14 protein-coding genes and 1 pseudogene are annotated in these 12,695 nt (G+C 42.0%); 10 read left to right on the top strand and 5 right to left on the bottom strand.

The genetic code is table 11. The features are described from left to right. Nucleotides 1–1,028 precede the first annotated feature (1,028 nt). The 5 genes and pseudogenes from HWQ23_RS32780 (at nt 1,029) to HWQ23_RS32760 (ending at nt 4,934) form a co-directional block, all read left to right on the top strand. A complete protein-coding gene (locus HWQ23_RS32780) occupies nt 1,029–2,378 on the top strand; it encodes a PAS domain-containing sensor histidine kinase (RefSeq protein WP_292838022.1) in 1,350 nt (449 codons plus the stop codon). 263 nt (nt 2,379–2,641) lie between these two features. Further along, nucleotides 2,642–3,079, top strand: coding sequence for an RrF2 family transcriptional regulator (locus tag HWQ23_RS32775; RefSeq protein ID WP_292838020.1), 438 nt, complete (start codon nt 2,642–2,644; stop codon nt 3,077–3,079). Nucleotides 3,080–3,166: 87 nt separating this feature from the next. Beyond that, nucleotides 3,167–3,590, top strand: a pseudogene (locus HWQ23_RS32770) (Alr5209 family pentapeptide repeat protein). Between the two features lie 92 nt (nt 3,591–3,682). Next, nucleotides 3,683–4,171: a DUF2243 domain-containing protein gene (locus HWQ23_RS32765; protein ID WP_292838018.1), complete on the top strand. Its 489-nt coding sequence runs from the start codon at nt 3,683–3,685 to the stop codon at nt 4,169–4,171. Between the two features lie 157 nt (nt 4,172–4,328). Next, nucleotides 4,329–4,934 carry a DUF4129 domain-containing protein gene (locus HWQ23_RS32760; protein WP_292838016.1) on the top strand — a complete coding sequence of 202 codons (606 nt, stop codon included), beginning with the start codon at nt 4,329–4,331 and terminating at the stop codon, nt 4,932–4,934. 163 nt (nt 4,935–5,097) lie between these two features. Here the strand turns inward: HWQ23_RS32760 and HWQ23_RS32755 are convergent, their stop codons facing one another. Together HWQ23_RS32755 and HWQ23_RS32750 are read right to left on the bottom strand one after the other, a co-directional pair. After that, a complete protein-coding gene (locus tag HWQ23_RS32755; RefSeq protein ID WP_292838014.1) occupies nt 5,098–6,378 on the bottom strand; it encodes an aspartate aminotransferase family protein in 1,281 nt (426 codons plus the stop codon). 223 nt (nt 6,379–6,601) lie between these two features. Next, a complete protein-coding gene (locus tag HWQ23_RS32750; RefSeq protein WP_292838012.1) occupies nt 6,602–6,979 on the bottom strand; it encodes a hypothetical protein in 378 nt (125 codons plus the stop codon). Nucleotides 6,980–7,106: 127 nt separating this feature from the next. Between HWQ23_RS32750 and HWQ23_RS32745 the strand changes: the two genes are divergently transcribed. From HWQ23_RS32745 to HWQ23_RS32730, 4 genes are all read left to right on the top strand, one after another. Then, nucleotides 7,107–7,286 carry a hypothetical protein gene (locus HWQ23_RS32745; RefSeq protein WP_292798616.1) on the top strand — a complete coding sequence of 60 codons (180 nt, stop codon included), beginning with the start codon at nt 7,107–7,109 and terminating at the stop codon, nt 7,284–7,286. A gap of 299 nt (nt 7,287–7,585) precedes the next feature. Continuing rightward, nucleotides 7,586–8,602, top strand: coding sequence for a potassium channel family protein (locus HWQ23_RS32740; RefSeq protein ID WP_292838010.1), 1,017 nt, complete (start codon nt 7,586–7,588; stop codon nt 8,600–8,602). Nucleotides 8,603–8,695: 93 nt separating this feature from the next. Beyond that, nucleotides 8,696–9,727, top strand: a complete 1,032-nt coding sequence (locus HWQ23_RS32735; protein WP_292838008.1) for a leucine-rich repeat domain-containing protein — start codon at nt 8,696–8,698, stop codon at nt 9,725–9,727. A 110-nt stretch (nt 9,728–9,837) separates the two neighbouring features. Next, a complete protein-coding gene (locus HWQ23_RS32730; protein ID WP_292838006.1) occupies nt 9,838–10,599 on the top strand; it encodes a leucine-rich repeat domain-containing protein in 762 nt (253 codons plus the stop codon). Nucleotides 10,600–10,771: 172 nt separating this feature from the next. Here the strand turns inward: HWQ23_RS32730 and HWQ23_RS32725 are convergent, their stop codons facing one another. After that, nucleotides 10,772–11,329: a methylmalonic aciduria and homocystinuria type D protein gene (locus HWQ23_RS32725; protein WP_292838004.1), complete on the bottom strand. Its 558-nt coding sequence runs from the start codon at nt 11,327–11,329 to the stop codon at nt 10,772–10,774. 170 nt (nt 11,330–11,499) lie between these two features. Here HWQ23_RS32725 and HWQ23_RS32720 point away from each other — a divergent pair, with 170 nt between their 5' ends. Beyond that, nucleotides 11,500–11,631: a hypothetical protein gene (locus HWQ23_RS32720; protein ID WP_292838002.1), complete on the top strand. Its 132-nt coding sequence runs from the start codon at nt 11,500–11,502 to the stop codon at nt 11,629–11,631. Here the strand turns inward: HWQ23_RS32720 and HWQ23_RS32715 are convergent. Both HWQ23_RS32715 and HWQ23_RS32710 read right to left on the bottom strand, forming a co-directional pair. Next, on the bottom strand, nt 11,628–11,834 hold the full coding sequence (locus HWQ23_RS32715) for a glycogen debranching protein (RefSeq protein WP_292765403.1): 207 nt from the start codon (nt 11,832–11,834) through the stop codon (nt 11,628–11,630). The two genes, HWQ23_RS32720 and HWQ23_RS32715, sit on opposite strands and share 4 nt — an antisense overlap. A gap of 146 nt (nt 11,835–11,980) precedes the next feature. Further along, nucleotides 11,981–12,634 carry a MotA/TolQ/ExbB proton channel family protein gene (locus HWQ23_RS32710; RefSeq protein WP_292838000.1) on the bottom strand — a complete coding sequence of 218 codons (654 nt, stop codon included), beginning with the start codon at nt 12,632–12,634 and terminating at the stop codon, nt 11,981–11,983. Nucleotides 12,635–12,695 lie beyond the last annotated feature (61 nt).

The following is a 12,695-nucleotide window of genomic DNA, read 5'->3' as shown; positions in this document are numbered from 1 at the left end:
TTGTCTCTTCAAGTAGCTCGTGACTTTATTCTAGAACAGCTAGCACAAGAGATAGGCTTAAATACACATAGTCAAATTCTTGTCAATGCGTAAGTTCTGCAAATATGGTTTTAACCTCACCCCGCCTTTGACAAAAGTCAAAGTCTCCTTTCTTTGTGAGTTCAAAGAGGGGTTGGGGGTGAGGTTTTGTACTTTATTAAATCCGCATTCCTAGCGACTTCCAAATATAATTTGTTGGAAGTCCCTAACCCAGTCACCAAAGAGGCAGAGAGGCAGAAGGTAAATAGACCAAATGGTAGGGGCACAGCAATCCTCATTGGTGTCAACTTAACGTAAAAGTCATGTCCCGCAAGGAACTTCAGTTCCTTGCTAATACTAAAAGTCATCTTCATATGACTAAATATACCCAAAAATCTTTAGTCTACTTCAGTAGAGTTTAGCTGTTAGCCTAGAACTTTAGTTCTAGGCGGGTGAAGAGGCCAACACTTAAGCTATTTCTAGGCTTTTGTTGACACCAATGAGCAATCCTGTGCCCCGACAGCATATAGCACAATACAGTTCAGTTAAGCATTTCTTTCTTCTCTCAGTGCCCTCTGCGTCCTCTGTGGTAGCCTGCGGCAAGCCCTTCGGCTTGGTGCAGTCGCTCATGGGGGAAACCCCCTACAGCCCTCCGGGCATCCTACGGCAGGCGCTAGCCTCTCCCTTTGGGAGAAGACCGCGCTGCTTCACCGCTCCGCGTCTACGTAAAAAAAATTGACTTTGACAAAGAGTTATAGCCTTAACACCAAGCGTATTGACATATAGCAAATTTCAGGCAAGTGAAAGTACACAACGATTCATCTCAAAGCCAGGTATAAAGCCTGTTTTACTTCTGTTAGCGCAGCGGGGCGTAGCCCATTCACCAATTCTGACTCCTGAATTCTGCTGTATATGGTTGAATTAAATGAAAACTGCTATAAATTGATAACTGTTAAACTCCAAAAGCTAAGATTGTCCAAGTAGGGAATCTAAAAATTAGGAGTAAGAGCGTGAATTTGGACGATTTTGCCTTACAGATACAGAATATGCATCAGCGCGTCGCCCTTTTGCAGCGCCAGAGTCAACAGCAAAAAGCACAGAAAGATATTGAACTCCTCAGCGCAGTATTCCAAGAAGTCCACCTAGCTTTGGAAGAACTGCAAATAGCTAACGAAGACCTACAGCAGCAGAATGAAGAATTATTCAACGCTCAACAGGATTTGGTGGCACAACGTCAACGCTACCAAGAACTGTTTGAAGAAGTACCAGATGCCTATTTGGTAACTGATACAAAAGGCGTAATTCAGGAAGCTAATTCTGCCGCCACTACCCTACTAAACATTTCCAAGAGTTTCCTTTTGGGCGATCTCCTGGAGATTTATGTGGTTGAGAAAGAGCTAATTGCTTTTCATTTGAAACTTACTCATCTGCGCGATCGCCCTGAAATCCCAAACTGGAAAATGCAAGAGTGGGAACTAAACTTGCGACCACGTAACAGAACGCCGATTATTGCTGCCGTTAAGATGGTTGCTATCCGTAATCAATATAGTAAGTTAATCGGTCTGCGCTGGCTATTGCGGGATATTAGCGAAAGCAAGCGAACCCAAGCCAAGCTGCAATGGGCAGAAGAGGCGATGCGAGAAGCGCTTGCCAAAGAAAGGCAGTTTAGTGATCTTAAATCTCGCTTGCTGACCATCACCTCCCATGAGTTTCGCACCCCTTTGGCGACCATCCACTCTTCTGCGGAACTACTAGAACATTATCGCCATCTCTGGAGCGACGAGCGACAAAATACGCACCTGCGTCGCATTCAAACATCAGTTATGCACATGAACCAGTTGTTGAATGATGTATTGGTACTGAGTCAGAATGAAACAGGCAAGTTAGAGTTGAATCCAACATCCCTGAATTTGGTGGAATTTTGCCGCGATCTCTTAGAAGAATTACAACAGAGCGATCGCTCACAACATGCGATCGTTTTTAGCGGCGAGTGCCAATGCACAGAAGCTAACTTAGACGCTAAACTACTGCGGCAAATTTTGAGTAATTTATTCTCGAATTCTCTAAAATACTCTCCCGTTGGTAGCATAGTTAAGTTTTCTGTCACCACTGCCAAGGATCAAGCTATATTCCAGACTCAAGACTCTGGTATTGGCATTCCCTCTTCTGACATAGAACACATTTTTGAACCCTTCCATCGCGCCACTAATGCAAGCAATATCCCAGGAATGGGATTGGGGATGTCCATTGTCAAGCAGGCTGTAGATTTACATGGCGGCGAAATTATTGTCGAAAGTGCCCTCAGTGCAGGAACTACCTTTACAGTCATTCTGCCATTTTCGAGAAATTTGCATGTATAAGCTGCCCTCCAATTCGATATTCAAAAGTTGAAGAAGAATTCAGGAGCCAGAATTCAGAATTCAGAACAATAAAGTCGGAAATAATCAATCAGTTTTATTTATTGAATTAAAAAAGAAATATAATTGCTTTTATGGGAGAAGGTCTTTAAAGTAAAGTTAGCCGGTCAACAATAAGTTGATTGTAAAGTTTTTCTTAACAGTAGCTTAGGGAAACGAACTCAAAGATTTTGTATTTTTAAGTATGAGTTGAAAATATTACGCCTGTGGTAATTTCTAACAAATCAGAATATGCACTTCTAGCTCTGTTAGAGTTGGCAACCTGCTACCCTAAGGGTGAAGCCCTGCAAATTCGAGAGATAGCGGTATTGCAAGACATACCGAACCGTTATTTGGAACAACTCCTAGCAACATTAAGGCGTGGAGGTTTAATCAAGAGTATACGCGGAGCCAAAGGTGGCTATGTTTTGGCACGAGATCCCAGTAAGATTACAGTATTGGATGCTTTTAGCTGCATGGAAGGGTCAGATATTGTTGTCTCTACTTGTGAGCCGACTCCCAACACGGTAGAAGGTGAGCTAATTCAGGAAGTCTGGCAGGAAGCACGTCAGGCTGCTAACTCCGTTTTGGAAAAATATACACTCCAAGACCTTTGTGAACGAAGAACGATCCGAGAACAGAAGGAACTCATGTATTACATTTAGGAAGGATGACCAAATAATTACTAATTCGTAATTCGTAATTAAAAAGGGTACGTGAAAGTAATAACGAGCAACCTGTGACGCTGTTATATGCCTGAAGTCAATTTTCAACAGCCTATAAATAGTGCCGCTACTCTCGTGGAGAGTTATGCAGCAGGAAAACGGAACTTTAGTAAAGCAGAACTGGGTAATGCTGATTTGCAAGGCATTAACTTGAAAGGATCTGACCTGAGTTATGCTGACTTGAGTGAAGCTAACCTGAGTAGCGCTAATTTGAGGGGGACTGATTTGAGCTTTGCCGATCTGGGTCAAGCTAATCTGAAGGATGCCGATCTTAGGGGAGCATTGTTGATGTCAGCAAATCTCCGCCAAGCCGCTCTCAAAGGAGCGAACTTCGATAAAGCAGACTATGATTACCTACGGTAGGCTACGCCAACGCAACACCCATTTTCCTCAAGATTTCGACCCAGTGAAAGCGGGTATGCAGATTAAATTTGAAAATAGATTAATTTAATTTCACTGATCGTACTTGCCTCAAGATAGAAGATATTTCTCCCAAAAGAGTTGTATTTTGGTGAAAAAGCCTATCTATCTATGAGGTTGATAATGGAGGCGAAAAGTGAAACCCTCAACCGACGCGCACCCCTAATTACTGCTGGAATTTTTCTTGGTGTAGGTATTGGAGGGTTTATTGATGGAATTTTACTGCATCAGATCCTCCAGTGGCATCACATGCTCAGTAATATTCGACCTCTGACAAACATGGCGAATATAGATTTGAACATGGTATGGGATGGTTTTTTTCATACCTTTAATTGGGTATCCACTGTGGTAGGAATTGTCTTGCTATGGCGTGCCGGAGGGCGTGAAGATGTTCCTTGGTCATCACAGACCTTTATTGGGTCAATATTGATTGGTACTGGGTTGTTCGATTTCGTTGAAGGTTTAATTGACCATCAAATTCTCGGTATCCATCATGTGAAACCAGGCCCAAATGAGTTAGCTTGGGATCTAGGATTTCTTGCATTCGGGGTGCTACTTATTGTTATCGGCTGGATAATGATAAAAAAACAGTCAGTAGTCAATAGTCAATAGGCATTGGGCATTGGGCATTGGGCATGGGCTATTGATTATTAATTCTTCTCCCCATTACCCCTTATCCCCAGAGGGGGCCCCGCCTTCCCCACTCCCTATTACCCCTTATCCCCAGAGGTGCCCCACCTTCCCCATTCCCCACTCCCCACTCCCCTCTATGACAGATACTTTTGAAAAAACTAGCTGGAGTTGGCAGCTTTCTCAATTTCAACAACAAGCGGGTCAATGGTGGGAATACCAGTTTTACCGCTTTGAACACGCTTTGCCCGAATTGCCTACTGGATGGTCAATTAGCCCTTGGTTAGCTGAGTTGTTAAAATTCCTGTTTTGGCTGGTACTAGGCTTATTTATAGCTTGGGTGGGTTGGCGATTATGGCGAGAATTCAGTCCTTATATATATTATTGGCTGAATCGAAGTGGCAATATCACTGATTTTCGCGTAAAAACTCGCTCTAGGGAGTCATCCATTGCCCTTTTGTTGGAGCGATCGCAAGAATTTTACCGTCAAGGTAACTACCATGAGGCTTGCCGTTGTGTTTATTTAGCGATGTTGCAGCAGTTGGATCAAAACGCGATTGCACCTCACAAACTCAGCCGCACAGATGGAGAATATCTGCAATTGCTGCGATCGTCTGTGACTCCCATACAGCCTTATGAAACTTTAATTACCACTCACGAGCAATTATGTTTTGGTAATGTGGAGATTTTGCCAGACAATTATCAGCAGTGTCGGCAAGCTTATCGGGAAATTTCCCCAGAATGAAAAAGCCCTGGCGAATAGAATTCGCGCCTACACAGGCAAAGTCCGCCTGCGCGGACTAAGGAAAACCTGAGTGTTTGAAACCCATGCAGGTGGGTAAAGGTTCGTGTAGACGCGGTTTCTAACCGCCCTTTTAACCTTTAGTTGACTATATTTTTCAGATTGCCTACTTTATAGCGATCGCGATCGCCTTGTCTAAAGCTTCCAAAGCTGTATTTACTTCCGCCTCTGTGACAATTAGCGGTGGTACAAACCGAACTACTTTTGGCCCGGCTGGTACGAGCAATACGCCCTCGTTGATCGCAGCATTGACAATATCTGCTGCGGTTAGTTGAATATTGGCTCGCAACTCCAAACCGTTGATTAAACCCCAACCCCGAACTTCGCCAACCTGCTGAGGATATTTCGCGGCGATCGCCTTCAATCCAGATCGCAATTGTTCACCCCTGTCTTGCACATTCTGCAAAATATTTTCCCGTTCCAATGTCTGGCAAACACTGAGTGCTACACCACACACAAAAGGATTTCCGCCAAAGGTGCTGGCGTGTTCCCCTGGTTGAAAAACATCACAGAATTTCTTGCTCATCATTGCACCGATGGGGATACCGCCACCTAAGCCTTTGGCACTGGTGAAAATATCCGGTTCAACGCCGAGATGTTCGTAAGCCCATAATTTGCCACTGCGCCCCATACCAACTTGCACTTCATCAAAAATCAATAAAATGCCAGTTTCGTCGCAAATCTGCCGGAGCTTTTTGAAATAGGCAATATCTCCTGGACGCACACCGCCTTCTCCCTGCAATGGCTCAATCAGAATTGCTGCTACCCGATAATCGCCTTCATCCAACTCGCTAATCGCTACTTCCACAGCGTTAATATCGTTGTAATTTACGTAGTGGAACCCAGGAACCAAGGGATCAAAATACTTTTGATACTTCGGTTGTGCTGTGGCGGTAACGGTTGCCAAAGTCCGCCCGTGGAAACTCGCATGGGCGGTTAAAATAATTGGTTTTTCAATGTCTAATACTGTGTGGGCATATTTCCGCGCCAGTTTAATTGCGGCTTCGTTAGCTTCAGCACCAGAGTTGCAGAAAAATACGCGATCAGCACAAGAATGTTCAACAAGCCATTTTGCCAATTCACCTTGCTCAGGAATGTAGTACAAATTAGAGACATGGTGCAGTTTCTGGATTTGGCGTGTCACCGCTTCTACCATCACTGGGTGGGCGTGTCCTAAAGTACAAGTGGCAATTCCCGCTACAAAGTCTAGATATTCTCGCCCCTGTGTATCCCAAACCCGGCATCCAGCACCCCGTTCTAGGGCTAAGGGAAACCGTGCGTAGGTGGACATGACAGCTTCATTAAAGCTATCTGTATCGAAGGGACTAGATGCTGACCCTGAATCTGGGGGGATGGTGGCTTGGTCAACGAGAGTTTGTAGGCTCACTACCGCTCCTCCTGAAAGTTTTTCATTATATAGTTATTTACTAGTTTCCTAGAAATCCCTAAAAAATACTTTTTATTTAGCACAATTCGTACTTCTCCTTAGGCTAACGCTTATATCACCTCAAAGGCATGGCGGTGGTGAAAAAAACTTTGTACTCAAGACTTGAGCAATTGAAAGCCACAAATCCCCGATTTCTTAAAGAAGTCGGGGATCTTATCGATCGCTATTGACTTAGTAACCCAACCGCCATTTCCAGATGCATCTTAGCCTTGTGCAAATTCAGCAGATTCTCTTGGTCAAACCGATCAGGGTAAGCCATCCTCCTACCTTCCAAGGTTATTTTGATCAGTGCTGCTTGCTCATCTGTGGGTGAATTTATTTCATCTATCACCCCTTCAAAAAATTGAATGACGCTAAATCCAGGAGATTTTAATCCCCTTCCTTCTCTCACTTGCTGGAGTGCTAGCTGAGGAAATGCCATCAGAGAAGTTATGTAGCTGACTTTGTATGCTGCACTTCCTGTAGGCTTAATGCCGTATCGACGGCATAAGTCGCGTAATTCTGGGATGGTTTTGATTTCTAACTCGGAACGCGTGAACATAAAATAGAATTACCTCTTGGTAAAAGTGGTATCGGTGGTGAACCGTTTGTCAGACTGAGAACACCACCGATTTAAAACTTTATATCGTTGTTAACATCGATTCAATCGTTATTTACATCTCTCAATAATGCCTAACCCCAAGGGTAAACCTGAAAATTTCGGAAATCAACCAAGCAAAGAACTAACCGAACAACTCAACTTTCGGGTTACTAAGGATATGAAGGAAGAAGTGAAAGCACAAGATGACCCCCCAGAGTTCTGTAGACGCGCTATCCAGGAAGCACTAGACAAGAAAAAAGATAAGTAGTCCTGAGTTATTTAGATAACTTGTAGTTTAAATATACTAAAAAGGACGAATGCTATAAAGTTAGTAGAAAACTAGAAAAAGTAGCCTAAAAGTACTATTGTTACGTTATTCTCAACACTTGATTACCAGCATTAAAAATCTGCTATGCGGTTAAATGAAATGTTGTACTTAGTTTAAATATACTAAAAAAGACCAATGCTAAAAAGTTAGTACAAAACTAGAAAAAGTAGGTTAAAAGTACTATTGTTACGTCATTCTCAACACTTGAGCAAAAATATCAACGTATCCAAAAGGAGTTAATGGCTGGGGCGATCGCTCTTGGCGGTGTTTTCTTCATTGGCACTTTGTGGTATCGAATAATAGAGGGCTGGTCATGGGAAGATGCGGCTTACATGACAGTCATCACTTTAGCGACTGTGGGATATGGAGAGACGCACCCACTGGGTAGCCGAGGACGGTTGTTTACAATTGGCCTGATTTTATTGGGTGTGGTGAATATCGGTTACATTGTCAACAGATTTACAGAAGCGATCATTGAAGGCTACTTTCACGAAGGAATTCGGCTACAGCAGCAGAGGCGGTTAATGGAATCCCTATCAGAACATTACATTATCTGTGGATTTAGTCGGACTGGTCGTCAAATTGCTAAAGAATTTCAGGCAGAAGATGTACTTTTTGTGGTGATTGATTCGGGGATGGAATCTGTACAAAGGGCGCAGATGGAAGGTTACACGGCATACCAAGGTGACGCTACCCTAGATGATACACTCCTGAAAGTTGGTATTGAAAGAGCGACTTGTATCGTTGCCGCACTTCCTTCAGATGCCGAAAATTTATATATTGTTTTATCAGCAAAAACACTGAATACGGGAATTCGGGTGATTGCACGGGCAAGTACAGAAGAAGCTTTGCAGAAGTTACGACGTGGTGGTGCAGATGAGGTGATATCCCCCTATATTACTGGTGGGAAGCGGATGGCTGCTGCGGCTCTCAGACCCCAAGTGTTGGACTTTGTAGACGGGATTTTGACAGGTGCAGACCGCCAGTTGTATATGGAAGAATTTTTACTCGACCCGGCTTTTTGTCCTTTTGTGGGTCAAAGTTTGCAAAAAGCGAGATTGCGATCGCAAACTGGGGCATTAGTTTTGGCAATTCGTCGCGTTGATGGGACTTTAATTGGTGGCCCCACTGGGGATACGGTGTTAATGCCGGGAGATCGGCTAATTGGGATGGGTACAGCTGAACAGTTGCGTGACCTTAATCAAATTCTCGGCCCAATTGGTTCTCAGGAATTGCGTAAACCGAAAAAAAAATAGCTGATTTTATTTTTCCTTAATTACTTTTTTATACTAAATTTAGGTAATTATTGCATAGTGTAATTGCATAAGCGGATAGTATAAGATTATGCAATGAAACTTACTTTAGCGATCGCCACAATATTTACTTTTACTTTGGGATTTTACACCACACAGACTATTGCTGCTCCTCTGGCAACTCCCAAAAGCTTTACAGATTGGTGTCAGCAGAAATCAACTTTACCTCCACAGACAAAACATACTGTTGAGGTACTGTTAAAAATCGCCCAGACTCAAAATTGCAAGCAGGCGAACCAAAAGCTGACTAATTTGACTAAACTCTCCCTCAACTCAAATGAAATCAGTGATATCAAGCCTTTGTCTGCTCTGACTAATTTGACTTCTCTCGACCTCGGCTCAAATGAAATCAGCGATATCAAGCATTTGTCTGTTCTGACTAATTTGACTACTCTCAACCTTGGCTCAAATGAAATCAGCGATATCAAGCCTTTTTCTGCTCTGACAAAATTGACTTTTCTCTCCCTCCACTCAAATAAAATTAGTGATATCAAGTATTTGTCTGCTCTGACAAAATTGACTTCTATCGACCTCGGCATAAATGAAATCAGCGATATCAAGCCTTTGTCTGCTCTGACTAATTTGACTTCTATCAACCTCGGCACAAATGAAGTTAGCAATATTAAGCCTTTGTCCGCTCTGACTAATTTGACTGCTCTCTCCCTCCGCTCAAATAAAATCAGCGATATCAAGCCTTTGTCCACTCTGACTAATTTAACTTCTCTCTCTCTCCGCTCAAATGAAGTCAGCAATATTAAGCCTTTGTCCACTCTGACTAATTTGACTTATCTGTACCTCAACTCAAATGAAATCATCGATATCAAGCCTTTGTCTAATCTGACTAATTTGACTATTCTCTCCCTTGAATCAAATGAAATCAGCGATGTCAAGCCTTTGTCCGCTCTGACTAATTTGACTGAACTCTCCCTTAACTCAAATAAAATCAGTGATATCAAGCCTTTATCCACTCTGACAAAATTGACTTTTCTGAATATTAAGAATAACGCGATCGCACCCCAAATATGTCCTGTAAAACCAGAATCTATTTGTCAATTTGATCAGCTTTAAATGAGACTACTAACTCACTTTGTCTATTCATCTATAGGTGCTATGCCTTTAGTCACTTATTCCATCTATGAACTAGCAAATAGTCTACTAAATCCAGATAAAAAATCACAATGAAACTTACATTAAGCATCGCCACAATATTTACTTTTACTTTGGGATTTTACACCACACAGACTATTGCTGCTCCTCTGGCAACTCCCAAAAGCTTTACAGATTGGTGTCAGCAGAAATCAACTTTACCTCCACAGACAAAACATACTGTTGAGGTTCTTTTAGAAAAAGCCCAGACTCAAAATTGCAAGCAGGCTAACCAAAAGCTGACTAATTTGACTTGTCTCAACCTCGACTTCAATGAAATCAGTGATATCAAGCCTTTGTCCTCTCTGACAAACTTGACTTTTCTCTCCCTCAATTTCAATAAAATCAGCGATATCAAGCCTTTGTCCAATCTGACTAATTTGACTTATCTCTCTCTCGGCTCAAATAAAATTAGCGATATCAAGCCCTTGTCCGCTCTGACAAAGTTGACTTCTCTCCCCCTGAGCTTAAATGAAATCAGCGATATCAAGCCTTTGTCCGCTCTAACAAAATTGACTTTTCTCGGCCTCAACTTCAATAAAATCAGTGATATCAAGCCTTTGTCCGCTCTGACAAAATTGGCTTTTCTCAACCTCGACTCAAATGAAATCAATGATATCAAGCCTTTGTCTACTCTGATTAATTTGACTTATCTCGACCTGGAATCAAATAAAGTCAACAATATCAACATTTTGTCCGCTTTGACAAAATTTAATTTTCTTATTATTAAAAGTAACCCGATCGCACCCAAAATATGTCCTGTAAAACCAGAATCTATTTGTAAATTTGATTAGCTTCAGAACTGACAGCTATCAGATTAACTCTGAAAGAGTAACCAAATATAAAGGTTGTCGTATTCTGCCATCTGGCATGATTGCACCTAATTTTATTAATTATTATCTTTTGATACATTACGCTTAACTCAGGCACTGGAAAATATTGGCTTTGCTAACCAATAACAAATGACTAATAATCAATTTCTTTCCACCCATGCATGGCTGCTATGCTTTTAGTAACCAATTCGATCACAATTGGGGGAGCTTCTGATATCAAAATGCTAGGATAAACTGCTGCACCCCAATCGGGATGAATTAATACACGACATTGATTTTTAATCACTGGATAGTTTAGCAAAGCTTTGACAACTGCTGTGTCATCGTGAGGAATTGCTCCGGGATGAGACAGTAAAGGATAACCTGTACGAGGGTCGATTAGGTCTGTTAAATAGCCGCGATCGCGCAGATTAAATGCCAAATCGCAGCCAAATCTCATAAACTTTTCTCGCAAGCATTCTTTCTCTGTCTCTACTTCTGCCGTCCTTTCGACTAGTTGATAACGCGATTGCTGTAAGACAATCACTACTCGTAAAAATGGCTGTCGTTTCCAATCTGGTAATATCCGTTCGCAGTTGGCACAGATATATTGGCTGGGAGCATGAATTGAAATTTGAACAGCTTGTCCCGTTTCGCCAACTAAATTAATGGGACAGCCTTGCTCCGAAATGTAAACTTTGGGATAGTTCACTACATTTGTTCGGTTTTTGCAAAATTTTTAATTTAATATACCGTATAGATGATAGCTCTTAAAAGTTGCAAAGAATCATCAAAATTCTATAATATGTTACTTTTTTTGGAAGCAGTTGTTAATAATTTGAGAATTTTAATCCGAATTTTATCCTTTATTAACCTCTTTTAATGGGATTTGGTGCGATCGCTGTAGGCGTTGGCATAGATGCAGCGTGTCGTAGACAAGCGATGCCTATGGCGGGCTACGCCTACGCTCCAGAAATTTGGTCGATTAAAATCCCAAAAAATCACCCCAATTAATTGAGTTTTAAAGAATTCACTGGCACTTCATCCCAAGAATCGACTGTCCGCAATCGCGCTACCCAACCTGCTGCCTTTTGCGTCTCGGTCAAATTATTCTCAAAGGAATCATGACAATCTTTAGCTTGAGATTCATTACAACAGGCAATACAGGCATGAATCATCCCAGACGGATCAATTTGCTCATTTACCCAAATAGTCATGGAGTATTCCCTCGAAAACTGTAGCGAAAAAGGATATTCGTTATTTTAGAATACTATTAGAGTCAAAAATTGGAGAGCAAAATCGGTAACAAATAGTGAACTAATCCCAATTACCGATTACTAATTTACAATTACCCAGTTCCGCTTCATCTGTTAGGCACATAAGATTTATCTCCTCTTTCGTAGCGACGACGGTAGAGTAATTCTAACTGTCCACCATATTCCTGAATCCAGGCAATCTGGCGCTGGTACAGTCCCCGGAAGGTATTGGCAAATACAAGTGTAAAGATTGCGACTACCAATCCTGATGCTGTGGATACTAAAGCTTCACTAATTCCAGATGTCACACCTGTTGTTTTACTACCTCCCACATCTCCGATATTCAGAGAGGCAAAGGAGGTAATTAATCCCAAAACGGTGCCTAAAAGTCCCAACAGGGGTGCAAGACCAATAATTGTCTCAAAAATATTTTGCGATCGCTTGAGCAAGGGAATTTCGCCTTGTGCTTGACTTTCTAATGCCAAACGAAATTCCTCTGGTGTCGGCTCCTCCAATTCTAAAGCGGCTAAAAAAATTCGAGCAATGGGTAAATCAGTATTTTTCTGCAATTTATCTAAAGCACTAACTACATTATTAAGGCGATAAAGCTGTAGCACCTCTCGCACCACCTTGTTTTGGCGATTATTTATCCTTACCCAAAAAATTATACGTTCGATAATCAGCGCCAGCGCTAACAAGGACAACCCCAGCAGAGGCCATATAACCACGCCACCTGCTCTAAACAGATTACTAATTTCCATCTAATCTTTTTTAACGTATCGCGGAAGGTTAAACTAAGCGATTCTCTCACGAGAACCGCTC

The organism is Nostoc sp. JL33 (assembly GCF_017114985.1).
Taxonomy (GTDB): Bacteria; Cyanobacteriota; Cyanobacteriia; order Cyanobacteriales; family Nostocaceae; genus Nostoc.
Note: the sequence above shows the minus strand (reverse complement) of the source record. Positions and strands in the feature narration are given on the sequence as shown.

Coding starts and splice junctions, on each gene's coding strand:
- HWQ23_RS32765 (WP_292838018.1), top strand. CDS start 3,683: ATGGAGGCGAAAAGTGAAACCCTCAACCGACGCGCACCCCTAATTACT.
- HWQ23_RS32760 (WP_292838016.1), top strand. CDS start 4,329: ATGACAGATACTTTTGAAAAAACTAGCTGGAGTTGGCAGCTTTCTCAA.
- HWQ23_RS32750 (WP_292838012.1), bottom strand. CDS start 6,979: ATGTTCACGCGTTCCGAGTTAGAAATCAAAACCATCCCAGAATTACGC.
- HWQ23_RS32745 (WP_292798616.1), top strand. CDS start 7,107: ATGCCTAACCCCAAGGGTAAACCTGAAAATTTCGGAAATCAACCAAGC.
- HWQ23_RS32740 (WP_292838010.1), top strand. CDS start 7,586: ATGGCTGGGGCGATCGCTCTTGGCGGTGTTTTCTTCATTGGCACTTTG.
- HWQ23_RS32735 (WP_292838008.1), top strand. CDS start 8,696: ATGAAACTTACTTTAGCGATCGCCACAATATTTACTTTTACTTTGGGA.
- HWQ23_RS32730 (WP_292838006.1), top strand. CDS start 9,838: ATGAAACTTACATTAAGCATCGCCACAATATTTACTTTTACTTTGGGA.
- HWQ23_RS32720 (WP_292838002.1), top strand. CDS start 11,500: ATGGGATTTGGTGCGATCGCTGTAGGCGTTGGCATAGATGCAGCGTGT.
- HWQ23_RS32715 (WP_292765403.1), bottom strand. CDS start 11,834: ATGACTATTTGGGTAAATGAGCAAATTGATCCGTCTGGGATGATTCAT.
- HWQ23_RS32710 (WP_292838000.1), bottom strand. CDS start 12,634: ATGGAAATTAGTAATCTGTTTAGAGCAGGTGGCGTGGTTATATGGCCT.